Below are 23,740 nucleotides of genomic sequence, written 5' to 3'. Positions count from 1 at the left end.
ACGCTAGGCGGCGTCCGGCGTCAGGTCCAGCGCCATGAACATCGCGCGGGGCAAGGGGTTGTCGTTGTAGCGCGCGGTCTCGGCAAAGCCGAGGCTGCGGTAAAGCGCCACCGCCGCGCCGAAGTCGCGCTGGGTGTCGAGCCGGATGCGACGATACCCGCCCGCGCGCGCCGCGGCGACGATCGCCTCGGCCAGCGCCCGCCCGACGCCGCGCCCGCGGGCCGCGGGGCGCAGGTACATCCGCTTCATCTCGGCGCTGCCGCAGGGCAGGGGGCGCATCGCGGCAAGGCCGACGACCGAGCCGTCCAACTCGGCCAGCAACAGCGCGCCCTGCGGCGGGGCGTAGGCGCCGGGCAGGGCGGCCAACTCGGCCTCGACGTTCTGGAACCCGAGGTCGAGGCCGAAGTCCTGGCACAGGCTGTCGATGTAGGCCTTGAAGAGCGCCCGCACCGCCGGCAGGTCGCCGGGCAGGTCGACGGGGCGGATGGAGATCATGTTGCGCGGCTTGCCTCAGCCCTTGGCCTTCTTCCCCTTGCCGCCCTTGTCCTTCTTCTTCTTGCCCTTGGGCGGCGTTTCGGACGATGCGCCGGATGCCGCGGACGCTGCCTTCCGATCGGCCTTTTCGGCCTGCTTGGCCCGCTTGCGCTCGGCCTTCTCAGCCTCTTTCACGCGTTTGCGCTCGGCTTTTTCGGCCGCCTTCACACGCTTCCGCTCGGCCTTCTCGGCGGCCTTGCGGGCCTTGGCGTCGTCGGCGGGATCGGTGGAAGGGGCAACCTTCGCGCTCTCGGGCCGACGGGCTGTGTCGGGATCAGGACCCGGATTGGCGTGACGCCCGGCGGATTTCCCGGTCGTGCGATCGGCGGCTCGGTCGGAGGCTGCCTCGGATTTGGGACGCGGCGCACGGGCGGGCTCGGCCGGGCGCGGGGCCGAGGCTGTGACGGCCGCGCGTCCGCGACCGCGTGTGGCGGCGGCGTCCCGTTCGGCGGCGCGGCGCGTGGCCGGCCGGCCCGTGCCGCGCGCGGTCTCGTCTGAAGTCGTGCGCGGGGTCGCGGTTGGCGCGGTGGCTGAAGCTTCGGCGGGGGCCTGCGGGTCCGATCCGCGAGCAGGGCGGGTTCGGACAGCGGCCGGGGTGCCCGCGGTAGCCTTGCCGCGCGCGGGGGTAGCCTTGGCCGTGCCGACCTTGCCGCGCCGCCCGGCGGGGGGCGCCGCCTCGGGCATCGCATCCGCCGGCGTGTCGGTCGGCCCGACCTTCGCCGCCTTCCCTGTCCGCGTCCCGCGCCCCGCCGGTGTCGTCGCCCCGGCAGCCCGCGCGCGGCCTTTCGCCGGGACGCCGTTCTCGGCCGTGTCCGGCGTATCGAGGCGGCGCTGCGCCTCGGCCTTCACCCGGCGCAGCGCGGCAGCCAATGCGCGAGACGCCTCGGGATCGGCGCCGGCCTTGGCGGCCGCCGCGGCGCTGTCGAGCTTGCGCATCAACCCGGTCAACGTCCGGTCGGCGTGGCGGCCGAGCGCTGGCGCGCGGCTTTTCTCGATCAACGCCGCCACGTCCGGCTGGCGGTCGTCAGAAGGGGTCTTGGCCATGAGGTCGCGTCCTTTTCGGCGCCACGCGGGGCGGAGGGGCCATGCCGCGGGGCGGCAGGCAGGATGGCCGGAATCAACCCGCACGCCGCCGCAAATGCAAGACGCCCGGCGATGGCTCGCCGGGCGTCCGTTGCGTTCGTTCGGTGCCTCAGCGCCCGATCAGCGCCCGATCAGCGCCACGCGGCCGGCACAGCGCTTTCCACGACCGGCACGCCGGCGGGCGACATCGCCACGACCGGGGCGGCGGCGGCGGGCTCGAGATACCCGTCCGGGGTCTCGACCAGCGGCCCCTCGAGCGCGCGGGACTCGGCGGCGGTACGGACCTTGACGCGGGTGCCGGTCGGCACGCGGTCGAACAGGTCCATGATGTCCTGGTTGAACAGCCGGATGCAGCCGGCCGAGGTCGCCTTGCCGATCGACGAGGGGTCCATCGTGCCGTGGATCCGGTACAGCGTGTCGCGGCTGCCCTGGTACAGGTACAGCGCGCGCGAGCCCAGCGGGTTGTCCAGACCGCCGGCCTTGCCGTCCTTCACCGGGCCGTACAGATCCGGCTCGGTCGCGACCATGTTGGCGGTGGGGGTCCAGGACGGCCAGCGGGCCTTGCGGCCGACGGTGGCGGTGCCCGAAAAGCCCAGGCCCGCCTTGCCCACGGCGATGCCGACGCGGGTGGCGGTGCCGCCCGGCTCGACGAGATACAGGAAGCGCGCGTAGGGATCGACGACGATGCTGCCGGCCGGATCGGGCCCGTTGTAGGGCACCTGGGCGCGGACGTTGCGGTCGCGCAGGTAGGCGGGCTTGATCGCCGCGATCGGCAGCGGCTCACCGCCGGGGCCGGTATCGGTGCGGGCCTGATAGATCGCCGGCGTGACGGCCGGGGTGGCGGGGGTGGCGGGGGCGACCTGCGCGGCGGGGTCGGGGCCGCAGGCGGCCAGACCGAGCACGGCAGCGAGCAGGACGGCATAGGCGATGCGCATCGCGAGATCCTCATGATTCGGGACGGCCCTCGGCGGCGGACCGCGACGGGCAGTGAGGTGGCAGCTCACATCGGGCGAATCGCGCGCAAGCAGGGCGCGCAGCCCGACGACAGGACGTCCCCATAGGCGGCGCGGGGGCGGAAAGGTCAAGGCAAACCGCCGTTCGAACGGCCTGCGGACGCCGGTTTGCGTTGCAAGAATGTCGCGCGCGCAGGATTTTTACCGGCCGTGATCTGTGGCCCTGATGTCACAGCGCGCGGAGTTCCCACGACCATCACGCCGAAAACACCCCATCGGCGGAACCCTGCCGGTTTTCATGGGGTTGTGCCGCCGTCTCCGCCAATGACGGCGGTCAGGAACTGCGCTTCGAAAGGGAATCCCATGGGTCTCATCATCGCCATCATCATCGGCGCCATCGCGGGCTGGCTCGCTGGCCAGATCGTCAAGGGCCACGGCCAGGGCACGCTGATGAACATCATCGTCGGCGTCGTCGGCGCGGTCATCGCCTCGCTGCTCTTCCCGGCCCTCGGCTGGAACCTCGGCGCGGCCCCCGCCACCGGCAACACCGTGGCCGGCACCAACATCCTCGGCTCGATCGTGTTCGCCACCATTGGTGCCGTGATCCTGCTGCTGGTGCTGCGCCTCTTCAACCGGAACTGATCGGCGCCTCGCGCTGAGCAAAGAGCGGCCCCGCCCAGCGCGGGGCCGTTTTCGTTTCACCGCCCGGCGTGTCCCGCCACCTGGCGGCGGATGACCGCCCCGAGATCGAGCGCCTCGCCCGCGGCCAGTCCACCGCTGCCGTCATGCCCGACGACCCGTGCAGCGCGGCACAGGGTGCCCGCCGCCTCGGCCTCGTCCACGGCCACCCGCACCTCCGTCGCCGTGACCAGCAGCACCGTGCCGCCGGGCAGCTCCGCGCCGCCGTAATGCGCCACCAGCGCCGGATCGCGCAGCACCACCACCTCGGCGCCGCGGCCATCCATGATCGCCCTCAGCGCCATCTGCCGGGTCCGCAGCACGGCCGGGTCGGTGTCGGGCTCGTCCATCTCGCTCTCCCCCCCTTCCGGGCCTGTTGCCCCACGCGCGGGGGCGGGTCAGAGTGCCGGGCGAGCGCCGATGATGTCCAGACCCGCCCCGCCCCCCTTGCGCGATCCCGCCCCGCCTGCGTCGTCCTCGGCGCTGGCGCCGTTCCGGCACGCGGCCTTCCGCAACCTCTGGGCGGCGACGCTGGTGTCGAACTTCGGCGGGCTGGTGCAGGCGGTGGGCGCGGCATGGATGATGACGCAGCTCACCGACAGCGCCACGCTGGTGGCGCTGGTGCAGGCGTCGAACACCCTGCCGATCATGCTGTTCGCGCTGCTCTCCGGCGCGCTGGCCGACATCTTCGAGCGCAAGCGGCTGCTGCTCGCGGCGCTGGCGATCATGGCGGGGGTGTCGCTGTTGCTGGCCGTGGTGGCGTGGCGGGGGTGGCTCGACCCCTATTCGCTGCTGGCGCTGACCTTCCTGATCGGCGTCGGGCAGGCGCTCTACAACCCGCCGTGGCAGGCGAGCATGGGCGACCTCGTGCCCCGCGCCGACCTGCCGGCTGCGGTGACGCTGAACTCGGTTGGGTTCAACCTGATGCGCTCGGTCGGGCCGGCGGCGGGGGGGCTGATCGTCGCGGCCTGGGGGGCGGCGGCGGCCTTTGCGGTCAACGCGGCCAGCTATCTGCCGCTGATCGTGGCGATGCTGCGCTGGCGCCCCCCGGTGCGCGAGCGCGCCTATGCGCCCGAGCCGCTCGGTCCCGCGGTCGCGGCGGGGCTGCGCTACGTGGTCCTGTCCCCGAACCTCATGCGAGTGCTGGCGCGGGGTGCGCTCTTCGGGTTCTCCGCCGTCGCGGTGCTGGCGCTTCTGCCGCTGATCGCCAAGAGCCACCCCGAGGGCGGGTCGCTGATGCTGGGGCTGCTGCTCGGCTGCTACGGCTTCGGCGCCATCCTCGGCGCCGCAGCCAACCCGCGGTTGCGCGAGCGGATGAACAACGAGAACGTCGTCCGGCTGGCGTTTCTGGGCTTTGCCGTCGCCTGCGCCACGCTGGCCCTGACCGACAACGTCTGGCTGCAGGGGCTGGCGCTCTTGCCCGCCGGGGCCTCGTGGGTGCTGGCGCTGTCGCTCTTCAACGTGACCGTGCAGCTCTCGACCCCGCGCTGGGTCGTGGCGCGGGCGCTGGCGCTCTATCAGACCGCGACCTTCGGGGGGATGGCCGCGGGGGCCTGGGTCTGGGGGATGGTGGCGGGCGCGCAGGGCGTCTCGCAGGCGATGCTGTGGGCGGCCGCGCTGCTGGTCGCCGGGGCGGTGATCGGGCGCTGGTTCAGCCAGCCCGAGTTCGGCAAGCTCGACCTCGACCCCGCCAACCGCTTCCGCGAGCCGGCGCTGGCGCTCGACCTGCGGGGACGCTCGGGGCCGATCATGGTGATGGTGGATTACGTCATCGCCCACGCTGACACGGCCGAGTTCCTGCGCCTGATGGCGCGGCGCCGCGCGATCCGCCGCCGCGACGGGGCGCGGAACTGGGCGCTGCTGCGCGACCTCGAGAACCCCGACCACTGGAGCGAGTCCTATCACATCGCCACCTGGGACGAGTACGTCCGCCACAACCTGCGCCGCACCAAGTCGGACGCCGAGGTGACGCTGTCCCTGAGGGCGCTGCACCGGGGCGAGGGCGACCCCAGCGTCCACCGGATGATCGAGCGCCACAGCGTCACCCCGGCTGACGACCTGCCGCTGCTGGGCAAGATCAACGTGCCGGGGGCGTGAGGGGGAGAACCGCCGGTTCCCATGCCCCCGGCGGTCTGCTATTTCAGAGGCGGACAACCGCGATCGGGGGCAGGGTGGGCTGGCGATACCGCATAGGCGTGGCGATGCTGCTGGGCCTGCCGCTCGCGGCAGAGGCCGCAGGCGTGGCCGCGGCGCCGGACGGCTCGGTGATGCTCGTGCCCGCGACGCCCGGAGCGGCCGCGCCGACGCCCGGGGCAGCCGCGCCCACCCCCGCTGAGGAAGCAGCCGCGCCCACCCCCGCTGAGGAAGCGCCCACGCCCGCTGCCTCGCCAGACACCACCGCTCCCGCGCCGCAGGCTGAGGTCAGCCCCGACGCCGGGCTGCCGCCGGAGGACGCCGCGGCCGGTGCCGCGCCTGCGCCCGCACCCGCGACCGCTGCCGCACCCGCGACCGACGCACCCGCACCCGCAACCGACACCAATCCGCCCGCCACCGCGGCCGCGAACGCCCCGGCGCGCGCCGCCGACCCGGCGCCCGAGGCGCCCGCCGATCCCACCGCGTCGGCCCCGCCCCCGGCGATGGCCGGCCCGCACCAGCCCGCCGACACCCGCACCGAGCGCTGCACGGCGGACCGGCGAAGCTGCATCAAGGTCGCCTCCTACGTCTCCGACGTCTGCACGGTAATCGAGCGGGCCGCGACCGAGAACCGGCTCGACCCGAACTTCCTCGCCCGCCTGCTCTGGAAGGAATCGATGTTCGAGCCCGAGGCGGTCTCGCCGGTCGGCGCGCAGGGCATCGCCCAGTTCATGCCCGAGACCGCGCGCATCCGCCGGCTCGACGACCCGTTCAACCCGGCCAAGGCGATCCACGCCTCGGCCGACTATCTGCGCTACCTCATCGACGGGTTCGGTAACATGGGGCTGGCCGCGGTGGCCTATAACGGCGGCGAGGGCCGGGCCCTGCGGTTCTACAACGGCGGCCAGGTGCTGCCCTACGAGACGCAGGACTACGTCGAGGCGATCACTGGCCACAACGCCTGGAAATGGCGCGACGAGCCGCCCGGCACGCTCGACCTGCGGCTCGACAAGGACCGGCCCTTCCGCGAGGCCTGCATCAAGCTCGCCGGCAACCGTTCGCTCAAGGAGTTCACGACCAAGCAGCGGGCGTGGCCGTGGGGCGTGATCCTCGCCTCGCACCCCAAGCAGTCGGGGGCGCAGAGCCAGGTGAGCCGGCTGAACCGGCAACTGCGCCCGATCCTCGGCGGCAAGCGGGTGAGCTACGTGCGCAAGACGATGACCGGATCGGGGCGGAAGGTCTACACCGCCCAGATCGGCTATTCCTCGCGCGGCGAGGCCAACGCCTTCTGCAACCAGTTCCGCGCCCTCGGCGGCCGCTGCATCGTGCTGAAGAACTAGGCGCGCGCCGCCTGTCGCCCCCCACCGCCTGCGCCTCGCGTTCCAGATCGCTGAACGTGCCCCGGGCCGCGTCCGCGCCCCCAGGTTCCGCGATGTGAAACGGGCGGCGCCCCCAGGCACCGCCCGCCTCCATCTTCTTTCAGCCTAATCCTGCACCCGCGCCCCGAGGCGCGGCGCCGGGATCACTCTTTCCAGTGCACCTTGGTCAGGTCATTGGCAGGCGAGGGCGCGTTCTCCCACAGGCCCTCGATCCGGGCATCGGCCACCCCGGTCTTGGCGAGCTGGAAGAGGAACGCCACCGGGTGATCGTCGGCCAGCATCTCCTGCGCCTCTTTCAGGATCGCGCTGCGCTCGGCCGGGTCCAGCGCCGCCTTGAGCTTCTCCATCAGCGCGTTGAAGGCGGGGTTCTGATAGCCGATGTAATAGCCGTCGCGGGCGTAGATGCCGATGTCCATCGGCTCGACATGGCTGATGATGGTCAGGTCGAAATCGTGGTTCTTGTAGACCGTCTCGAGCCACTGGGCCCATTCCATGTTGGTGGTCTGGGTCTCGATCCCGACCTCGCGCAGCTGCGCCGCGACGATCTCGCCCCCGCGCCGGGCATAGGGCGGCGGCGGCAGGGCAAGGCGCAGCTTCAGCCCCGACACCCCCGCCTCGGCGAGCAGCGCCTTGGCCTTCTCAGGGTCATGCGGCGAGCGGTCGAGCAGGTCGACGTAGTCCGGGTGATGCGGGGCGAAATGGCTGCCGATGGGGGTGCCATAGCCGAACATCGCCCCGTCGATGATCGCCTGCCGGTCCACGGCCAGCGCAATCGCCTCGCGCACCTTGGGATTGTCCAGCGGCGCGTTGCGGTTGTTCATCGACAGGATCGTCTCGCCCTCGGTCGTCCCCACGATCACCTTGAACCGCGGGTCGGCCTTGAGCTGGTCGAGCGTCTCGGGCGCGGGATAGATCGGGAAGGCGTCGACGTCCCCCGCCATCATCGCCGCGAACGCCGCCGTCGGATCGGCGATGAAGCGGAAGGTCGCGGTCTTCAGCGCCGGTTTCTCGCCCCAGTAGCCGTCAAAGGCGGTCAGCGTGACGTGATCGCCCTGGGTCCACTCGCCCAGCTTGAAGGGCCCGGTGCCGACCGGCTTCGTCGCCGCATCCGCTGCCGAGGCCGGGTCCATCATCACCGCGTCGCCCCAGGCCATCTTCCACGGGAAATCCGCGTCCGGCGCCTTCAGCGTCACGCGCACGAGGTCGGGGGCCACCGCCTCGACCGCCTCGATGTCGGCAAACAGCGCCTTCTGCGCGTTGACCGAGTCGGGCGCCCGCGCGCGGTCGAGCGAGAACACCACGTCCGAGGCGTCGAAGTCCGCGCCGTCGTGAAACTTGACCCCGCCGTGCAGCTTGAACTCGTAGACGCGGCCGCCCTCCTTCGCCTCCCAGCTTTCGGCGAGGGCGGGGGCGATGCTGCCGTCGGGGGCGAAGCGGGTCAGCCCCTCGAAGAGGTTGGCATAGGTGATCTCGTCGATGGCGGCGGCGGCGTTGGCGGTCGGGTCGAGGCCCGGCGGCTCGAGCACCATGCCCAGCCGGATGGCGTCCTGCGCGGCAAGCGCCGGCCCCGAGATGAGCGCCACGGCGGCCGCGGTGGTCAGCAGAAAACGTTGAAACATCGGTCCCCTCCGGGGGGCGGCACGATGCCGCCCGCTGCGGGGGGAAGCTTAGGCGGCGCGGGCGCGCCCGATCAAGCGCGGCGGCGTTGGGGCGGGATGATCTGCTGGGCGATCCCGGCCAGCATCAGCCACAGCGAGCTGACGACCAGCCCCCAGAGCGCCCAGCTCTGCGGGTGGAACCCGACCGCGATGGCCCAGCCGGCCGAGACGACCCAGGCGATGGTCATCGGCAGCGAGACGGCGCGCCAGCGCTCGGTCCGCACCGGGTGGATGAACTTGACGGGCAGGAACATCGCCACGGTCAGCGCCACGACGATGATGGCGATCACCCAGAACGAGGGCTTGAGCGCGAAGAGCACCAGCACCACCATGTTCCAGCAGGCCGGAAAGCCGGAAAAGCTGTTGTCCACCGTCTTCATCCGGGTGTCGGCGAAATAGATCACCGAGCCGTAGACGATGGCGATGATGCAGAGCCAGCCGGTCCAGCCGCTCAGCAGCCCCGACTTGAAGAGCGCATAGGCCGGGATGAACACATAGGTGAGGTAGTCGATGATGAGGTCCATGAGGACGCCGTCATGCGTCGGCCAGTTCTCCTTGACGCGGTAGCGTCGCGCCAGCGGCCCGTCGAGCCCGTCCACGACCAGCGCCACGATGAGCCAGGCGAACATGGTGGACCATTTCCCGTCGACCGCGGCGAGCAGCGCGAGCATCGACAGGACGGCCCCGGTGGCCGTGAACAGATGAACCCCAAGGGCCTTGAGACGCAAATCCATCCCGCCTTGTGTCACCGCCCGTGCGGGCGCGCAACCGTGGCCGCACGAGGGGGGCGGCCCGGGACGACCGCAGGGCAGGGGACGCGGCCCGCTGCCCGCTGCGGCCCCCTTCGCCTTTCGAGTGGGCGGCACGGCAGGATGATGGGGCGCCGCCCACGCCAGCTTCTCTTTTGACCCAAATATCCCGGGGGACGCGTCCGGTACGGACGCGGGGGGCAGAGCCCCCGCGGCGGGTGGCTCTCACGCCTCGGGAATGGGCAGGGCGGTGGTGGCCTTCATCTCCTCCATCGACAGCAGCGCGGTGACGTTCTGGATCCGCACCTCGGCGATCAGCGACTGGTAGAAGCGGTCGTAGGCGCGGGCGTTCTTCACCATCACCTTGAGGATATAGTCGATGTCGCCGGCCAGCCGGTGCGCCTCGATCACCTCGGGGCGGGCACGGACCGCGGCGAGGAAACGGGCGGCCCAGTCGGCGTCGTGCTCGGTCGTGCGGATCAGCACGAAGAAGCACGCCTCGAGCCCGAGCGATTCGGCATCGAGCAGCGCCACCTGTCCGCGGATCACCCCCTGCTCGCGCATCCGCCGGATGCGGTTCCAGACAGGGGTGCGCGAGGCGCCGATGCGGGTCGCCACCTCCTCCAGCGGCAGGCTCGAATCCTGCTGGAGAAGGGAGAGTATCTTGCGGTCGGTGTCGTCCAGCCGGACGGGCGTTTGCGGCGTCTGCGCCATGAGGAATATTTTTCCGATTGAGGGGGAGGCGGGGGGAGGGACGGTCTTTTTTCTGCCGGAGACTGGCGGAATGCAACATGATTTTCCTATTCTCTGGTCATTGCCGAAAGGGTCCGACCATGTCCAAGAGCTTCACCCCCTCGCCCGCCACGCCCGCGGTGCTGACTGCCAACACGCTGCGCGACGGGCGCTGCGTGTGGATGGGGGCGGGTGGCTGGACCACCGACCCGCGCGCGGCGACGCTCTATGAGGACGCGGGGCTGGCCGAGTTCGCGCTGCTCGAGGCGCAGGCCCAGGGCCACGTCGTCGTCGGCCCCTACCTGATCGAGGCGAACCGCACCGCCGACGGCCGCGCCGCGCCCGCCCATTTCCGCGAGGCCTTCCGCCACAGCGGCCCGACGACCGAGCCCGCCGCCCGCGCCGCGCAGGCCGCCGCCAATTCCGCCGACCCCCTGACCGCCCCCCTGACCGCCCCCCTGACCGCCGAGGCCGCCCATGTTTGACGCAGCCCCCCACGACAGCGCCCGCCAGGATACCGACGGGCAGGCCTATCTGCGGCATCGCGCGGCCCAGTTCCGCGCGCAGGTGGCGCGGCGGCTCGACGGCAGCCTGACCGAGGACGAGTTCCGGCCGCTGCGGCTGATGAACGGCGTCTACCTGCAGCTGCACGCCTACATGCTGCGGGTGGCGATTCCCTACGGGACGATCTCGCCCGACCAGATGCGCGGGCTCGCCGCCATCGCCGACCGCTGGGACCGCGGCTACGGGCATTTCACCACCCGCCAGAACATCCAGTTCAACTGGCCGGCGCTGGTGGACATCCCCGACATCCTCGACGCGCTGGCGGACGTGGGGCTGCACGCGATCCAGACCTCGGGCAACACCATCCGCAACGTGACGACCGACGCCTTTGCCGGCGCCGCCGCCGACGAGGCCGACGATCCGCGCCCCTGGGCCGAGCTGCTGCGCGTCTGGTCCACCGACCACGCCGAGTTCCAGTTCCTGCCGCGCAAGTTCAAGATCGCCGTCTCGGGCGGGGCGAAGGACCGGGCGGTGATCCCGGCCCATGACATCGGCCTGCGGCTCAAGCGGCAGGACGGGGCGCTGGGCTTCGAGGTGTGGATCGGCGGCGGCCTCGGCCGGACGCCGATGCTGGGGCAGGTGGTGCGCGACTTCCTGCCCGCCGCCGACCTTTTGCCCTACGTCGAGGCGATCCTCGCCGCCTACAACCTGAGCGGCCGGCGCGACAACAAGTACAAGGCGCGGATCAAGATCACCGTGGCCGAGCGCGGGCTGGACGTGATGCGCGCCGAGATCGAGGCCGAGTTCGCCCGCCGCCGCGCCGTCTTCCGAGGCGTGGATACGGCGCTGCTGGACGGGCTGCGCGCCCGCTTCGCCCCGCCCGCCTTCCGCGAGGTGGACGCGTCGGGGTATGAGGCCGCCCGCGCCGCCGACCCGGCCTTCCGGTCCTTCACCGACACCAACCTGTCGCCCCACCGGGTGCCGGGCCATGCGAGCGTCACCGTCACGCTCAAGGCCGCCGGCGCCACGCCGGGCGACGCGACCTCGGACCAGATGCGCACCCTCGCCGACCTGGCCGAGCGGCACGGCTATGGCGACCTGCGGATCGCGCATGACCAGAACGTGGTGCTGCCGCACGTCCCGCTCGACGCGCTGCCCGCGCTCTATGCGGGGCTGCGGGCGGCGGGGCTCGCCACCGCCAATGCCGGGCGGATCACCGACATCGTGGCCTGCCCGGGGATGGACTTCTGCACGCTGGCCACCGCCCGCTCGATCCCCGTCGCGCAGGAGATCGCGGCCTATGTCCGCGCCCGCGACCTCGACGACGAGATCGGGGCCTTCGACCTGCGCATCTCGGGCTGCATCAACGCCTGCGGGCATCACCACCTGGGCCACGTGGGCATCCTCGGGCTGGATCGCGCCGGGGTCGAGAACTACCAGATCACGCTCGGCGGCGACGGCTACGACGCGCCTGCGATCGGCGAGCGGGCCGGGGCGGGCTTCCCCTACGACCAGGTGGTGCCCGCCATCGGACGGCTGCTCGACGCCTATCTCGCCGTCCGCGAGACGCCGGACGAGCGGTTCATCGACGCGCTGCGCCGGCTGGGGCCCGCGCCCTTCAAGGCCGCGCTCTACCCCGAGGCCGTCCATGCTTGACCTGCCGCTCGAGGACCGGGCGCGGGCGCTCAACGACCGCTACCGCAACCACGCGGCGGTGTCGGTGCTGCGCCATGCGCTCGCCGACCCCGACCTCGGCCGGGTGGCGCTGGTGTCGTCCTTCGGCGCCGAGTCGGTGGTGCTGCTGCACATGCTCTCGGTCGCGGCGCCGGATACGCCGGTGCTGTTCGTGGACACCGGGATGCTGTTCCCCGAGACGCTCGCCTATCAGCGCGAGATCGCCGCGCGGCTGCCCTTGACGGACATCCGGGTGATCCGCGCCTCGGACGACGAGATCGCCGCCGCCGACCCAGACGGCACGCTGAACACGCGCGACACCGACGCCTGCTGCAACGCCCGCAAGGTGGTGCCGCTCGAGCGCGCGCTCGCGGGCTTCGACGGCTGGATCACGGGGCGCAAGCGCTTTCAGGGCGGCCAGCGGGTCGAACTCGAGTTCTTCGAGCCCGAGGCGCCCTCGCGGCTGCGGGTCAATCCGCTGGCGCACTGGCGGGCGCAGGACGTGGTCGAGTACATGGACGAGAACGCGCTGCCCCGGCACCCGCTGGTGGCGCGCGGCTACCCCTCGATCGGCTGCGCGCCCTGCACCTCGCCGGTGAAGCCGGGCGAGGACCCCCGCGCCGGGCGCTGGCGCGGCTCGGCCAAGACCGAGTGCGGCATCCACTTCATCGGCGGCAAGATCGTCCGCGGGCCGCTCGCGCCCGAGGCGGTGCCTGATGCCGAGCCCGCACCCGCCCCCGAGCCCGTGCCCGCCGCCGCGATCACCCCCGTCCCGACCGATTCCGTCCCGACCCAGCCCGAGGCCCCGACGATGACCCCGACCCCGCGCCCCCGTGCCGACGCCGACCCCGTGGCGCCCCTGCCGGCGTCCTCGGCCACCATCGTGACCCTGCCCGGCGCCGAGGCGGCCGACGCCCCGGTGCTGGTGCGCGACGACGGCTTCCACCCCGTCGAGGGCACGCCGGACGTCAGCCTGCCGCCCGACACCGATCCGGCGAGCCTCGGCCAGCATCTTGGCGCGGCGCTGATCGCGGTCGAGTTTCCGGCGATGACCGACGGGCGCGGCTTCTCGCTCGCCCGCATCCTGCGCGAGCTGGGCTACGGCGGGCGGCTGCGCGCCACCGGCGGGCTGATCGCCGACCAGTATGCGATGGCCCGCCGCGTGGGCTTCGACGAGGTCGAGATCCCCGCCGCGCTCTCGCGCCGTCAGCCGGCCCCGCAGTGGCTCGCCCGCGCCGACTGGCGCGACTGGGACCACAGGTCGCGGCTCGCGGGCTAGAAGCCCGGGCCGCTTTGCACTAGATATTCCGGGACACTGATATGACGCTGGATTTCCCCGTGGCCGATGACACCGCCTCGAACCCGACCGTTGCGCCTGCGGCGCCCGCGGCCAAGCCCGCCTCGACCGCGGCGCTGATGCCCGATGCGCAGACGGTGACGGCGCTGCACCACTGGACCGACCGGCTGTTCTCGTTCCGGGTCACGCGACCGGCCAGCCTGCGCTTCCGCTCGGGCGAGTTCGTGATGATTGGCCTGCCCGACGACAACGGCAAGCCGATCCTGCGGGCCTATTCCATCGCCTCGCCCAACTGGGACGAAGAGCTCGAGTTCTACTCGATCAAGGTGCCGGACGGGCCGCTGACCTCGCGCCTGCAGCACATCCGCGAGGGCGACCAGATCATCCTGCGGCCGAAGCCGGTGGGCACGCTCGTGCTCGACGCGCTGCTGCCCGGCAAGCGGCTGTGGTTCCTCGCCACCGGCACGGGCATCGCGCCGTTCGCCTCGCTCATGCGCGACCCCGAGACGTTCGAGCGCTACGAGCAGGTGATCATGATGCACACCTGCCGCGAGGCCGCCGAGCTGGACTATGGCCGCGAGCTGGTGGCGAACCTGCACGGCGACGAACTGCTGACCGAGATGTTCGGCGCCGACTTCGACAAGCGGCTGATCTATTACCCGACGACCACCCGCGAGGCGACCGCGCGGATGGGCCGGATCACCGACAACCTGACCTCGGGCAAGGTCTTCGCCGACCTCGGCCTGCCGGCGATGAACCCGGCCGAGGACCGGGCGATGGTCTGCGGCAGCCTCGCCTTCAACGTCGACGTCAAGGCGGTGCTGGAAGGCTTCGGGCTGCGCGAGGGCGCCAACAGCGAGCCAAAGGAGTTCGTGGTCGAAAAGGCCTTCGTCGGCGACGGGATCTGATGCCCCTGCGGGTGCGGGCGCTCGACCACCTGGTGCTGACCGTGGCCGACATCGAGGCCACGGTGGCGTTCTACGAGGCGCTGGGGATGACGTGGGTCCGCTTCGGCGAGGGGCGCGTGGCGCTGGCCTTCGGGGGCCAGAAGATCAACCTGCATCCGGCCGGCGCCGAGATCGCCCCCCATGCCGCCCACCCCCGCCCCGGCAGCGCCGACCTGTGTTTCCTGGTCGAGGGCGACGTGGCGGACCTCTCCGCCCAGCTCTCTGCGGCGGGGCTGACCGTCGAACTCGGGCCGGTGCCGCGGACCGGGGCGCAGGGGCCGCTGACCTCGGTCTATCTGCGCGATCCCGATGGCAATCTGGTCGAGCTGAGCGTCCCCGCCGCGCCCTGATCCGCGGCCCGCCGGCGGCTGCCGCCCCCGTCTCCGGCCGGGGACTCCTGCGCGGGTCCTTGCGCCGGAAAGATGCGCCCCGCCCGCCTCCGGCCCCAAGGCCGCCGCAGGGGCCGGCGTTGACACCCCCCGCCGGGGTGCCCATGTTCCCCGCCCGAATCGTCCCCCGGAGAGCCCCATGCCCGTCGTCGTCGTCGAATCCCCCGCCAAGGCCAAGACGATCAACAAGTATCTGGGCGACGACTACACCGTCCTGGCCTCGTTCGGTCACGTCCGCGACCTGCCGCCCAAGGACGGCTCGGTCGATACCGACGCCGATTTCGCCATGACGTGGGAGGTCGCGGCGGACTCGAAGAAGCACGTCAAGGCGATCAAGGACGCGCTCGCCCGCGACCCGAACCTGATCCTCGCCACCGACCCCGACCGCGAGGGCGAGGCGATCTCGTGGCACCTCAAGGAGGCGCTGGCGTCGTCGCTGAAGACGGCGCAGGTGAGCCGCGTCACCTTCAACGCCATCACCAAGAGCGCCGTGACCGAGGCGATGGCCCACCCGCGCGAGATCGACCAGCCGCTGGTCGATGCCTATCTGGCCCGCCGGGCGCTGGATTACCTCGTCGGCTTCAACCTGTCGCCGGTGCTGTGGCGCAAGCTGCCCGGCTCGCGCTCGGCGGGGCGGGTGCAGTCGGTGGCGCTGCGCATCATCGTCGACCGCGAGATGGAAATCGAGGCGTTCCGGGCCCGCGAATACTGGTCCGTCCACGCCGCGCTCGCCACGCCCTCGGGGGCGCCCTATCAGGCGCAACTGGTCAGCTACGCCGGCAAGAAGCTCGAGCGGTTCGACCTCGCCGACGCCGAACGCGCCGCGCTGGCGGTCGCCGCGGTGGAGAGCCGCGACCTGACGGTGACCTCGGTGGCGAGCAAGCCCGCGAGCCGCAACCCGTGGCCGCCGTTCATGACCTCGACCCTGCAGCAAGAGGCGTCGCGCAAGCTCGGCATGGGTGCCAAGGCCTGCATGGGCGCGGCGCAGCGGCTCTATGAGGCGGGCTACATCACCTACATGCGGACCGACGGGATCGACATGGCGCCCGAGGCGGTGATGGCCGCCCGCGATGCGATCAGGGCGCGGTTCGGGGCGGATTACCTGCCGGCCTCGCCGCGGATGTACAAGAACAAGGCCAAGAACGCGCAAGAGGCGCATGAGTGCATCCGTCCGACCGACATGATGCGCTCGCCCGACAAGCTGTCGGCCGAACCCGAGCAGAAGCGGCTCTACGACCTGATCTGGAAGCGCACGCTGGCAAGCCAGATGGAAGCCGCGCGGATGGAGCGCACGACCGTCGAGATCGGCTCGGCCGACGGCCAGGTGGGCTTGCGCGCGACGGGGCAGGTGATGCTCTTCGACGGGTTCCTTAAGGTCTATGACCAGGGCCACGACGACGGCGAGGACGGCGAGGACAGCGCCCGCCTGCCGCAGATCGCTCAGGGCGAGCCCGCGGCCAAGGTCGCGGGCGGCTTCGCGGGCGAACTCGACGCCGGGTCCGAGGGGCTGGTCGCCGACGCCGTCCGCGCCGTGCTGGGCCGCCAGCATTTCACCCAACCCCCGCCCCGCTATACCGAGGCGACGCTGGTCAAGCGCATGGAGGAGCTCGGCATCGGCCGGCCCTCGACCTATGCCTCGATCGTCACCACGATCCAGGACCGCGACTATGTGCGCAAGGACAAGAACCGGCTGATCCCCGAGGACAAGGGGCGGCTCGTCACCATCTTCCTGACCAAGTATTTCCCGCGCTACGTCTCGTACGACTTCACCGCCGACATGGAGGGCGAACTCGACGACATCTCGTCCGGGTCGCGCGAATACCGCGAGGTGCTGCGGCGGTTCTGGCGCGACTTCACCGCGGCGCTGGCGGGGACGAGCGAGCTGCGCATCTCCGAGGTGCTGACGGCGATCGACGAGGCCTTGGCGCCGCATCTCTACCCGCCGCGGGCGGACGGGGGCGATCCGCGCGAATGCCCGCTCTGCCACCGCGGGCGGCTGAACCTCAAGACGGCGCGTTCGGGCGGGGCGTTCATCGGCTGCTCGAACTACCCCGAGTGCCGCTATACCCGGCCGCTGTCCGGCCCCGAGGGCGAGGCGCTGGGCGACGCGGTGCTGGGCACCGACCCCGAGGGCCGCGAGATCAGCCTGCGGAACGGCCGCTTCGGGCCTTACGTCCAGCGCGGCGAGGCGACGGCCGAGGTGCCCAAGCCGCCGCGCGCCTCGATCCCCAAGGGGTGGGAGGCGGCGAGCGTCGACCTCGAGCGGGCGCTGATGCTGCTGGACCTGCCGCGCGAAATCGGCCCGCACCCCGAGGACGGTGTGGTGGTCGAGGCCGGGATCGGGCGCTACGGCCCCTTCGTCAAGCACGGGGCGAAATACGCCAACCTGCCCGAGGTGGACGAGGTGTTCACCATCGGCATGAACCGCGCGGTCGAGGTGCTGGCGCAGAAGGCCTCGCGCGGGCGGGCGCCGGCGGCGGCGCCGCTGGCGGAACTGGGCGAGCACCCGGACGGCGGGCCGGTGCAGGTGCTGAATGGCCGGTTCGGGCCTTACGTCAAGTGGGGCAAGGTCAACGCCACCCTGCCGCGCGACATGGCGCCCGAGGCGGTGACGCTCGAGGCGGCGCTGGAGCTGATCGCGGCGAAGGCGGCGAAGGGCGGCAAGGCGCCGCGCAAGGCGGCGGCGAAGAAGCCGGCGGCGAAGGCCAGCACAACGAAGGCTGGTGCGGCGAAGAAGCCTGCGGCCAAGAAGACCACGGCGAAAGCCGGGACGGCCAAGGCCGCCGCGAAGAAGCCGGCGGCCGGCAAGGCGGCGGCCACGTCGGATGCCGCAGAGGATGCGGCGCCGGTCAAGGCCGCGGCGAAGAAGCCCGCCGCCAAATCCGCGACCAAGGCCAAGCCCGCCGCCAAGCCCAAGGCGGCCAAACCCGCCGACCCCGCCGACTGACCGCCGATCCCCGAGCGGGGCGCCCCGCGCCCCCTCCCACGGCCTGACATCCCCCAAGGCGCCCGCCAACCCGCCCCGCCGGGACGGCGCGCCGCGCCCGCCTCGGGCTGGACCCAAATATCCCCGCCGGAGGCTCCTGCCCGCGCCACCCGCGCGCCGGTCGGGGCTGCGCGCGGCGGGCGCCTCACGCCATCGTGCCGCCGGGCGGGTTGTCCGTGGCGGTGGCTCGGCCTACCCCTCAAGGTGAACGCGCAACCCTGAAAGGGATATCATATGCGGACTTCTGCCCTGATCCTCGCCGCGCTCTGCGCCGCCGCGCCCGCGCTGGCCGAAACCCCCGCGCCCGCCGCCGCGCCTGCCGCCGAGGCGGCCGCCGCGGCCGCCACCACCCCGCCCTCGACCGAACCGGCGCCGGGCGACAGCATCGAGGCGGTCAGCTACGCCTGCGCCGGCAACAAGATCCTGCACGCGGTGTTCGTGAACACCGCCGGCGGGTCGAGCTTCGCCACCATCCTCCAGCAGGACGAGCTGATCCCGATGCAGATCGCCGTCTCGGCGTCGGGCGCGCGCTATACCGCCATCAACCCCGACTACACCTACGAGCTGGTGACCAAGGGCGACTCGGCTGACCTTTACGCCACGACCAACGGCAAGGAAGAGCGGGTGCTCGAGGACTGCACCGCCTCGAACTGAGGCCCCCGCCATACCCTCCGCCCCGCCGCCCGACCCGGTGGCGGGGCGCGCCTGCCGGGGCCACGCCCCGACCCGCAGGGTGCCCCCCACGTGCGCGCACCCTCGCCCTCCCATCCCCGAAGTGACGCTGCGTTGACACGCCCTTTCCCCCCGTGCAGAACCGGGCGTGACCGGGATTTGGGGACAGGCGGGGGGCCATGCAGAAGATCTACGACAACGCCGACGCAGCACTCGAGGGGGTGCTCAAGGACGGGATGTCCATCGCCGCGGGCGGCTTCGGCCTCTGCGGCATCCCCGAGCTGCTGATTGCCGCGATCCACAAGGCGGGGGTGAAGAACCTCACCATCGCGTCGAACAACTGCGGCGTGGACGGGTTCGGCCTCGGCATCCTGCTCGACAGCAAGCAGATCGCCAAGATGCAGTCCTCGTACGTGGGCGAGAACGCCGAGTTCATGCGCCAGTATCTCTCGGGCGAGCTGGAACTCGAGTTCAACCCGCAGGGCACGCTGGCCGAGCGGATGCGCGCCGGCGGCGCCGGGATCCCCGGCTTCTACACCAAGACCGGGGTGGGGACGGTCATCGCCGAGGGGAAAGAGGTCAAGAACTTCGACGGCGAGGATTACATCCTCGAGCGCGGGATCGTCACCGACCTCTCCATCGTCAAGGCGTGGAAGGCCGACGAGACCGGCAACCTCGTGTTCCGCAAGACGGCGCGGAACTTCAACGTGCCGGCGGCGACCTGCGGCCGCATCTGCGTGGTCGAGGTCGAGGAGATCGTGCCCGCCGGTTCGCTCGACCCCGATCACGTCCACCTGCCGGGGATCTACGTCCACCGGTTGATCCAGGGCCAGCACGAGAAACGCATCGAACAGCGCACGGTGAGGAAGCGGCCCGAGGCCGCGGCGACGAACGGGGGGAACGCCTGATGGCCTGGGACCGCAACCAGATGGCGGCACGGGCCGCGCAGGAGCTGCAGGACGGCTGGTACGTCAACCTCGGGATCGGCATCCCGACGCTGGTGTCGAACTACATCCCCGAGGGGGTGCACGTCACCCTGCAGTCCGAGAACGGGATGCTCGGCATGGGCCCCTTCCCCTATGAGGGCGAGGAGGACGCCGACCTCATCAACGCCGGCAAGCAGACCATCACCGAACTGCCGCACTCGGCCTATTTCGACAGCGCCCAGAGCTTTGCGATGATCCGCGGCGGCAAGATCGCCATGGCCATCCTCGGCGCGATGGAGGTGGCCGAGAACGGCGACCTCGCCAACTGGATGATCCCCGGCAAGCTGGTCAAGGGCATGGGCGGGGCGATGGACCTCGTCGCGGGCGTCGGCCGCGTGGTGGTGGTGATGGACCACACCAACAAGGCGGGCGAATCCAAGGTGCTGCGCGCCTGCACCCTGCCGCTGACCGGCAAGGGCGTGGTCGACCGGATCATCACCAACCTCGGCGTGCTCGACGTGGTGCCGGGCGGGCTCAGGATCGTCGAATGCGCCGACGGCGTGACCGAGGCCGAGCTGCGCGCCGCGACCGAGGCGACCATCGTCTCGTAAGCGGCTGGGAGGGGCGGCTCATGCGGCGGCAACTGCGCTGGACCGGGTGGGACGGGCAGGGGCTCGACCATTGCGACGTCACCACCGGGCCGGACGGGCTGACGCTCGACGGGGTGGTGGCGGGCCAGCGCGGCAGCCTCTACGGCGCGCATTACCGGGTCCGCACGGATGCCGCGGGCGCCACCCGCGAGGTCTGGCTCTGCTACGCCGGCGGCCCGGCGCTGAAGCTGCGGGCCGACGGGCAGGGGGGCTGGACCGACGCCCTGACCGGGGCGGCGATCCCGGCGCTCGACGGCTGCCTTGACGTGGACATCGGCGTGACGCCCGCCACCAACGCGCTGCCGATCCGGCGCCTCGGCCTCGCCGCCCGGCAGTCGGCCGAGATCGCCGTGGCCTATGTCCCGCTGCCCTGCCAGATCGAGGGCCCCTTCGTCCCCACCCGCGCGGCGCAGCGCTACACCTGCCTCGACGAGGGCCGCTATCGCTACGAGGGGCTGTTCCGCCACTTCACCGCCGAGCTGCCCGTCGACGCGGACGGGATGGTGCGCGACTACCCGGGTTACTTCCGCCGCCTGCCGGAGCCGGGGGCGTGATCGCCGCGAGGCAGGGTGCGTGAGGGGGCGGGCGCGTGAGGGGGCAGGGCGCGATGACGGCCGATGAGATCGCGGCGCTCTTCACCGGTGCGGACGGCGGGTTCCTGTGCGCGCGCTGGGGGCGGCCGGTGGCGCCGGTGGTGTTCGGGCTGGACGATGCCTCGCTGACGGTGTTCCGCGCTGCGATGGCGGCGGCGCTGGCCCATGCGCGGCATCCGATGGCCGAGACCGACCCCGAGATGGGCGCCAACCTCATGGTCTTCGCCGTGCGCGAGTGGGCGGAGCTGGCCGAGCTTCCCGACCTCGACCGGCTGACCGGGCGGGCGGGGCTGCCCGCGCGGCTGGCCGAGGGGGGCGCCGACCGCTACCGCCTGCTGCGCTTCGACGCGGACGGCGGCATCCGCGCCTGCCTGAGCTTCCTGCGCCTCGGCGGCGCGCTGGCGGGCGCCCATCCCGCGGCGCTGGCCGAGGATGTGGCGGTCAACGCCCTGCTGAGCTTTGCCGCCCACGTCACCCCCACGCCGGACCTCGCGGCGCTGATCCGGGCGGCCTATGACCCGCTTCTGCCGCTTGCGGCGACGGACCCGGCGCACGCGCTGCGGCTCGCGGCGCGGATGTAGGCGCGGCGCGTCCGGGCGGCGGCTGCGCGGGTGGTCAGGTCGGCTGCCCCCGGCGGGGATATTTGGGTCCAGCCCGAGGCGGGCGGGAGGTGCTTGTCACCCCACGTGGGGCGTGGTTTAGGGCGGGTCATGTCCGATACGACCCCCACCACGACCCCCTCCGCCCACCGCCTTCCCGTCCGCGTCTATTACGAGGACACCGATCTCGGGCAGGTGGTCTATTACGCCAACTACCTCAAGTTCATCGAGCGCGGCCGCAGCGAGTGGCTGCGTGCGGCGGGCGTGGACCAGAGCCGGCTTTACGCCGAGCACGGGCTCGGCTTCGTCGTCCGCCGGGTCGAGGCCGACTATCTGCGCCCCGGCCGCTTCGACGACCTGCTCGAGGTCGTCACCCGGCCGGTGGGGCTGGACGGGCCGCGGATGCTGCTCGACCAGTCGGTCGAGCGTGACGGCACGGTGCTGTTCACCGCCCGCGTGACGCTGGTCTGCGTGGACCTGTCGGTCATGCGCCCGCAGCGCCCGCCCGCCGCCGTTGCCGCAGCGTTAGGGGTCTGAGGGGCGCCCCGCGGCAGCGGTGCGCCGCCGACGCGGCGTCCCCCGCACGCAACTGTGTTGCGCCAAGGCTGGCCTTCCGCGACCCTCTTGCGGCAAAACGCCGCCCATCGCGCGGTCATCCGACCGCCCGGCCCATGGCAAGGGGACAGACCGCATGGACACCGTCGCTCTCGGCGCGCCCACCGATTTCTCGCTGATCGCGCTGTTCCTGCGCGCCACGCTGACGGTCAAGATCGTCATGGTGCTGCTGGTGCTGGCCTCGGTCTGGTCATGGACGATCATCATCCAGAAGCTGCTGGTGCAGACCGCGACCCGCCGCGACACGGCGGGCTTCGACCGCCGCTTCTGGTCGGGCGAGCCGCTCGACGACATCTTCGACCGCATGAACGGCCGCGCCCGCGGCGCCGCCGAGCGGGTGTTCACCGCCGGCATGACCGAGTGGCGGCGCTCGCAGAAGGATGACGGGGCGCTGATCCCCGGCGCCTCGTCGCGCATCGACCGGGCCATGTCGGTCGCCATCAACCGCGAGAACGACCGCCTGACCCGCGGGCTGCCGTTCCTCGCCACCGTCGGCTCGACCGCGCCGTTCATCGGGCTCTTCGGCACCGTCTGGGGGATCAAGACCGCGTTCGAGGGGATCGCGCTCAGCCAGAACACCAGCCTGGCCGTGGTCGCGCCCGGCATCGCCGAAGCGCTGGTGGCGACCGCGCTGGGTCTGCTCGCCGCGATCCCGGCGGTGGTGTTCTACAACAAGCTCGCCACGGACGCCGACCGCATCACCGGCGCGCACGAGGCGTTCGCCGACGAGTTCTCGACCATCCTCTCGCGCCAGATCGAGGACAGCTGATGGGCGCCGGACCCCTGCCCGGCAAGGGAAGCCGCAAGACGGCCCTTGCCGGCGCCGCGCAATCGGGCCGCCGCGGGCGGCGCCGCAGCGCGCCGATGGCCGAGATCAACGTCACCCCCTTCGTGGACGTGATGCTGGTGCTGCTGATCATCTTCATGGTCGCTGCGCCGCTGCTGACCGTGGGCGTCCCGCTGCAACTGCCGCAGACCGCCGCCGAGGCGGTGCGGGCCGAGCCGGAAGAGCCGCTGACCGTCTCGATCCCCGCCGACGGCCCGCTGGTCTTGATGACCACGACCGTCCCCGAGGACGAGTTCGTCACCCGCCTGCGCGCGGTGGCGGCCGAGCGTGCCTCGCCGCGGATCTATCTGCGCGCGGACGGGGCGGTGGCTTACGCGCGGGTGATGCAGGTGATGGGGGCGCTGAACGCCGCCGGCTACCACGACATCGTGCTGGTGACCGACGCGGGCGGGCCGACGATGGATGCCGGTGCGCCGGTCGCCGTCCAGCCCGCGGCCCAGCCCGCAGCCGTCCCTGCCGCCCAGCCCGCAGCCCAGCCCGCCGCCCCTTCCGCCACGCCTCCCACCGTCCAGCCCCAGCCGGGCGCCCCGGGGAATGGCTGATCCCTTCCCCCCGACCGAGGCGCGTGAGCGCCGGATCGGCGCCTGGATCTCGGGCGTCGCGCACGCGGGGCTGATCGCCTCGGTGGCGCTGGGGGGCGCGCTGTTCCGCGCCCCGCAGGCCCCGGCGATCCGCATGGCCCCGGTCGAGACGATGAGCTCGGTCGAGTTCGAGGCGATGGCGGCGGCGAGCCGCGGCGCGGGGCCGGTGGGCGACACCGCCAGCGCCACCCCCGCCCAGCCGCGCCCGCCCTCGGCCGAGGTCGTGGCCGGCGGCCCGGTCGCCATGTCGCCGCCCGCGCCGAACGCCGATCCGACCGCGCTGCCCGCGCCCGAGGTGTCGGGCGAGGCGGCGCCGAACCTCTCGGACCTGCAGGTGCCGCAGACGCCGGTGGCGGTGGCGACGGTGGCGCCCTCGCCACAGCAGCCCTCGACCGAGACCGAGGCCTCGCCCTTGGGCGCCGTGGTCGCGGGGCTGGCGCAGCCGCGCCCGACCGGCGCCGCCCCGACGCTCGAGCAGCCGCCGCCGAGCGCGCCCGACATCCCCGACGTGCCGCCGCCGCCCCCGCCGCTGACCAGCTCGCGCGCCCCCTTCGACGTGGC

At 72.3% G+C, this 23,740-nt stretch carries 23 protein-coding genes and 3 pseudogenes; 19 read left to right on the top strand and 7 right to left on the bottom strand.

All coding sequences use genetic code 11. The features are described from left to right. Nucleotides 1–3: 3 nt before the first annotated feature. The 3 genes from ACFHYO_RS04305 to ACFHYO_RS04295 form a co-directional block, all read right to left on the bottom strand. Nucleotides 4–495, bottom strand: coding sequence for a GNAT family N-acetyltransferase (locus tag ACFHYO_RS04305; protein WP_394318607.1), 492 nt, complete (start codon nucleotides 493–495; stop codon nucleotides 4–6). Nucleotides 496–510: 15 nt separating this feature from the next. Continuing rightward, nucleotides 511–1,578, bottom strand: coding sequence for a hypothetical protein (locus ACFHYO_RS04300; RefSeq protein WP_394318605.1), 1,068 nt, complete (start codon nucleotides 1,576–1,578; stop codon nucleotides 511–513). Nucleotides 1,579–1,748: 170 nt separating this feature from the next. Then, nucleotides 1,749–2,552, bottom strand: coding sequence for a L,D-transpeptidase (locus ACFHYO_RS04295; RefSeq protein WP_394318603.1), 804 nt, complete (start codon nucleotides 2,550–2,552; stop codon nucleotides 1,749–1,751). 381 nt (nucleotides 2,553–2,933) lie between these two features. On the opposite strand from ACFHYO_RS04295, the gene ACFHYO_RS04290 reads away from it, so the two are divergent. Continuing rightward, nucleotides 2,934–3,212 carry a GlsB/YeaQ/YmgE family stress response membrane protein gene (locus tag ACFHYO_RS04290; protein WP_036705893.1) on the top strand — a complete coding sequence of 93 codons (279 nt, stop codon included), beginning with the start codon at nucleotides 2,934–2,936 and terminating at the stop codon, nucleotides 3,210–3,212. A gap of 56 nt (nucleotides 3,213–3,268) precedes the next feature. Here ACFHYO_RS04290 and ACFHYO_RS04285 read toward each other — a convergent pair whose 3' ends face one another. Next, a complete protein-coding gene (locus ACFHYO_RS04285; protein WP_394318601.1) occupies nucleotides 3,269–3,598 on the bottom strand; it encodes a hypothetical protein in 330 nt (109 codons plus the stop codon). 73 nt (nucleotides 3,599–3,671) lie between these two features. On the opposite strand from ACFHYO_RS04285, the gene ACFHYO_RS04280 reads away from it, so the two are divergent. Continuing rightward, on the top strand, nucleotides 3,672–5,345 hold the full coding sequence (locus tag ACFHYO_RS04280; RefSeq protein WP_394318728.1) for an MFS transporter: 1,674 nt from the start codon (nucleotides 3,672–3,674) through the stop codon (nucleotides 5,343–5,345). 104 nt (nucleotides 5,346–5,449) lie between these two features. After that, nucleotides 5,450–6,721, top strand: a complete 1,272-nt coding sequence (locus ACFHYO_RS04275; protein WP_394318599.1) for a transglycosylase SLT domain-containing protein — start codon at nucleotides 5,450–5,452, stop codon at nucleotides 6,719–6,721. Between the two features lie 182 nt (nucleotides 6,722–6,903). On the opposite strand, the gene ACFHYO_RS04270 is transcribed toward ACFHYO_RS04275, so the two are convergent. From ACFHYO_RS04270 to ACFHYO_RS04260, 3 genes are all read right to left on the bottom strand, one after another. Continuing rightward, nucleotides 6,904–8,379: an ABC transporter substrate-binding protein gene (locus ACFHYO_RS04270; protein ID WP_394318597.1), complete on the bottom strand. Its 1,476-nt coding sequence runs from the start codon at nucleotides 8,377–8,379 to the stop codon at nucleotides 6,904–6,906. A 71-nt stretch (nucleotides 8,380–8,450) separates the two neighbouring features. Continuing rightward, nucleotides 8,451–9,152 (bottom strand): CDP-alcohol phosphatidyltransferase family protein, encoded by a 702-nt coding sequence (locus ACFHYO_RS04265; protein ID WP_036705434.1) that lies wholly within the window; start codon nucleotides 9,150–9,152, stop codon nucleotides 8,451–8,453. A gap of 240 nt (nucleotides 9,153–9,392) precedes the next feature. Beyond that, nucleotides 9,393–9,881 carry an Lrp/AsnC family transcriptional regulator gene (locus ACFHYO_RS04260; protein WP_036712621.1) on the bottom strand — a complete coding sequence of 163 codons (489 nt, stop codon included), beginning with the start codon at nucleotides 9,879–9,881 and terminating at the stop codon, nucleotides 9,393–9,395. A 119-nt stretch (nucleotides 9,882–10,000) separates the two neighbouring features. Between ACFHYO_RS04260 and ACFHYO_RS04255 the strand changes: the two genes are divergently transcribed. The 16 genes and pseudogenes from ACFHYO_RS04255 to ACFHYO_RS04180 form a co-directional block, all read left to right on the top strand. After that, a complete protein-coding gene (locus tag ACFHYO_RS04255) occupies nucleotides 10,001–10,384 on the top strand; it encodes a DUF2849 domain-containing protein (protein WP_052176588.1) in 384 nt (127 codons plus the stop codon). Continuing rightward, nucleotides 10,377–12,059, top strand: coding sequence for a nitrite/sulfite reductase (locus ACFHYO_RS04250; RefSeq protein ID WP_394318594.1), 1,683 nt, complete (start codon nucleotides 10,377–10,379; stop codon nucleotides 12,057–12,059). Before ACFHYO_RS04255 ends, ACFHYO_RS04250 begins: the two co-directional genes overlap by 8 nt. Continuing rightward, nucleotides 12,052–12,777 (top strand): annotated as a pseudogene (locus ACFHYO_RS04245) (phosphoadenylyl-sulfate reductase); the annotation flags it as partial. The gene ACFHYO_RS04250 and the pseudogene ACFHYO_RS04245, both read left to right, overlap by 8 nt. Before the next feature lie 111 nt (nucleotides 12,778–12,888). Beyond that, entirely contained in the window at nucleotides 12,889–13,356 is a 468-nt protein-coding gene (locus tag ACFHYO_RS04240) for a DUF934 domain-containing protein (RefSeq protein WP_168783823.1), read from the top strand. 137 nt (nucleotides 13,357–13,493) lie between these two features. After that, nucleotides 13,494–14,282 (top strand): ferredoxin--NADP reductase, encoded by a 789-nt coding sequence (locus ACFHYO_RS04235; protein ID WP_394318726.1) that lies wholly within the window; start codon nucleotides 13,494–13,496, stop codon nucleotides 14,280–14,282. Then, nucleotides 14,282–14,671: a VOC family protein gene (locus ACFHYO_RS04230; protein ID WP_394318592.1), complete on the top strand. Its 390-nt coding sequence runs from the start codon at nucleotides 14,282–14,284 to the stop codon at nucleotides 14,669–14,671. Before ACFHYO_RS04235 ends, ACFHYO_RS04230 begins: the two co-directional genes overlap by 1 nt. Before the next feature lie 178 nt (nucleotides 14,672–14,849). Continuing rightward, nucleotides 14,850–17,657, top strand: a complete 2,808-nt coding sequence (gene topA / locus ACFHYO_RS04225; protein ID WP_394318590.1) for a type I DNA topoisomerase — start codon at nucleotides 14,850–14,852, stop codon at nucleotides 17,655–17,657. 273 nt (nucleotides 17,658–17,930) lie between these two features. Next, nucleotides 17,931–18,350 carry an MliC family protein gene (locus ACFHYO_RS04220; RefSeq protein WP_394318588.1) on the top strand — a complete coding sequence of 140 codons (420 nt, stop codon included), beginning with the start codon at nucleotides 17,931–17,933 and terminating at the stop codon, nucleotides 18,348–18,350. 197 nt (nucleotides 18,351–18,547) lie between these two features. Next, nucleotides 18,548–19,276, top strand: a complete 729-nt coding sequence (locus ACFHYO_RS04215) for a CoA transferase subunit A (RefSeq protein WP_043134182.1) — start codon at nucleotides 18,548–18,550, stop codon at nucleotides 19,274–19,276. Next, nucleotides 19,276–19,905, top strand: a complete 630-nt coding sequence (locus tag ACFHYO_RS04210; RefSeq protein WP_036705695.1) for a 3-oxoacid CoA-transferase subunit B — start codon at nucleotides 19,276–19,278, stop codon at nucleotides 19,903–19,905. Before ACFHYO_RS04215 ends, ACFHYO_RS04210 begins: the two co-directional genes overlap by 1 nt. 20 nt (nucleotides 19,906–19,925) lie before the next feature. After that, on the top strand, nucleotides 19,926–20,498 hold the full coding sequence (locus ACFHYO_RS04205; RefSeq protein ID WP_036712470.1) for a putative glycolipid-binding domain-containing protein: 573 nt from the start codon (nucleotides 19,926–19,928) through the stop codon (nucleotides 20,496–20,498). Nucleotides 20,499–20,551: 53 nt separating this feature from the next. Continuing rightward, a complete protein-coding gene (locus ACFHYO_RS04200; RefSeq protein ID WP_036712862.1) occupies nucleotides 20,552–21,118 on the top strand; it encodes a hypothetical protein in 567 nt (188 codons plus the stop codon). Between the two features lie 129 nt (nucleotides 21,119–21,247). Then, complete coding sequence (ybgC, locus tag ACFHYO_RS04195; RefSeq protein ID WP_043133817.1) at nucleotides 21,248–21,673, top strand: tol-pal system-associated acyl-CoA thioesterase; 426 nt, start codon at nucleotides 21,248–21,250, stop codon at nucleotides 21,671–21,673. Nucleotides 21,674–21,827: 154 nt separating this feature from the next. Next, on the top strand, nucleotides 21,828–22,520 hold the full coding sequence (tolQ, locus tag ACFHYO_RS04190) for a protein TolQ (protein ID WP_036705851.1): 693 nt from the start codon (nucleotides 21,828–21,830) through the stop codon (nucleotides 22,518–22,520). A gap of 95 nt (nucleotides 22,521–22,615) precedes the next feature. Continuing rightward, nucleotides 22,616–23,008 (top strand): annotated as a pseudogene (locus tag ACFHYO_RS04185) (ExbD/TolR family protein); the annotation flags it as partial. A gap of 124 nt (nucleotides 23,009–23,132) precedes the next feature. After that, nucleotides 23,133–23,740 (top strand): annotated as a pseudogene (locus ACFHYO_RS04180) (hypothetical protein); the annotation flags it as partial.

The organism is Paracoccus panacisoli, assembly GCF_042435015.1.
GTDB lineage: Bacteria > Pseudomonadota > Alphaproteobacteria > Rhodobacterales > Rhodobacteraceae > Paracoccus > Paracoccus panacisoli.
The sequence above is the reverse complement of the archived record's forward strand: the minus strand, read 5'-3'. Positions and strand labels throughout refer to the sequence as shown.

What these genes read in the sequence shown, in the direction of transcription:
- ACFHYO_RS04305 (WP_394318607.1), bottom strand. Translation starts at nt 495, where the DNA reads ATGATCTCCATCCGCCCCGTCGACCTGCCCGGCGACCTGCCGGCGGTG.
- ACFHYO_RS04300 (WP_394318605.1), bottom strand. Translation starts at nt 1,578, where the DNA reads ATGGCCAAGACCCCTTCTGACGACCGCCAGCCGGACGTGGCGGCGTTG.
- ACFHYO_RS04295 (WP_394318603.1), bottom strand. Translation starts at nt 2,552, where the DNA reads ATGCGCATCGCCTATGCCGTCCTGCTCGCTGCCGTGCTCGGTCTGGCC.
- ACFHYO_RS04290 (WP_036705893.1), top strand. Translation starts at nt 2,934, where the DNA reads ATGGGTCTCATCATCGCCATCATCATCGGCGCCATCGCGGGCTGGCTC.
- ACFHYO_RS04285 (WP_394318601.1), bottom strand. Translation starts at nt 3,598, where the DNA reads ATGGACGAGCCCGACACCGACCCGGCCGTGCTGCGGACCCGGCAGATG.
- ACFHYO_RS04280 (WP_394318728.1), top strand. Translation starts at nt 3,672, where the DNA reads ATGTCCAGACCCGCCCCGCCCCCCTTGCGCGATCCCGCCCCGCCTGCG.
- ACFHYO_RS04275 (WP_394318599.1), top strand. Translation starts at nt 5,450, where the DNA reads ATGCTGCTGGGCCTGCCGCTCGCGGCAGAGGCCGCAGGCGTGGCCGCG.
- ACFHYO_RS04270 (WP_394318597.1), bottom strand. Translation starts at nt 8,379, where the DNA reads ATGTTTCAACGTTTTCTGCTGACCACCGCGGCCGCCGTGGCGCTCATC.
- ACFHYO_RS04265 (WP_036705434.1), bottom strand. Translation starts at nt 9,152, where the DNA reads ATGGATTTGCGTCTCAAGGCCCTTGGGGTTCATCTGTTCACGGCCACC.
- ACFHYO_RS04260 (WP_036712621.1), bottom strand. Translation starts at nt 9,881, where the DNA reads ATGGCGCAGACGCCGCAAACGCCCGTCCGGCTGGACGACACCGACCGC.
- ACFHYO_RS04255 (WP_052176588.1), top strand. Translation starts at nt 10,001, where the DNA reads ATGTCCAAGAGCTTCACCCCCTCGCCCGCCACGCCCGCGGTGCTGACT.
- ACFHYO_RS04250 (WP_394318594.1), top strand. Translation starts at nt 10,377, where the DNA reads ATGTTTGACGCAGCCCCCCACGACAGCGCCCGCCAGGATACCGACGGG.
- ACFHYO_RS04240 (WP_168783823.1), top strand. Translation starts at nt 12,889, where the DNA reads ATGACCCCGACCCCGCGCCCCCGTGCCGACGCCGACCCCGTGGCGCCC.
- ACFHYO_RS04235 (WP_394318726.1), top strand. Translation starts at nt 13,494, where the DNA reads ATGCCCGATGCGCAGACGGTGACGGCGCTGCACCACTGGACCGACCGG.
- ACFHYO_RS04230 (WP_394318592.1), top strand. Translation starts at nt 14,282, where the DNA reads ATGCCCCTGCGGGTGCGGGCGCTCGACCACCTGGTGCTGACCGTGGCC.
- topA (WP_394318590.1), top strand. Translation starts at nt 14,850, where the DNA reads ATGCCCGTCGTCGTCGTCGAATCCCCCGCCAAGGCCAAGACGATCAAC.
- ACFHYO_RS04220 (WP_394318588.1), top strand. Translation starts at nt 17,931, where the DNA reads ATGCGGACTTCTGCCCTGATCCTCGCCGCGCTCTGCGCCGCCGCGCCC.
- ACFHYO_RS04215 (WP_043134182.1), top strand. Translation starts at nt 18,548, where the DNA reads ATGCAGAAGATCTACGACAACGCCGACGCAGCACTCGAGGGGGTGCTC.
- ACFHYO_RS04210 (WP_036705695.1), top strand. Translation starts at nt 19,276, where the DNA reads ATGGCCTGGGACCGCAACCAGATGGCGGCACGGGCCGCGCAGGAGCTG.
- ACFHYO_RS04205 (WP_036712470.1), top strand. Translation starts at nt 19,926, where the DNA reads ATGCGGCGGCAACTGCGCTGGACCGGGTGGGACGGGCAGGGGCTCGAC.
- ACFHYO_RS04200 (WP_036712862.1), top strand. Translation starts at nt 20,552, where the DNA reads ATGACGGCCGATGAGATCGCGGCGCTCTTCACCGGTGCGGACGGCGGG.
- ybgC (WP_043133817.1), top strand. Translation starts at nt 21,248, where the DNA reads ATGTCCGATACGACCCCCACCACGACCCCCTCCGCCCACCGCCTTCCC.
- tolQ (WP_036705851.1), top strand. Translation starts at nt 21,828, where the DNA reads ATGGACACCGTCGCTCTCGGCGCGCCCACCGATTTCTCGCTGATCGCG.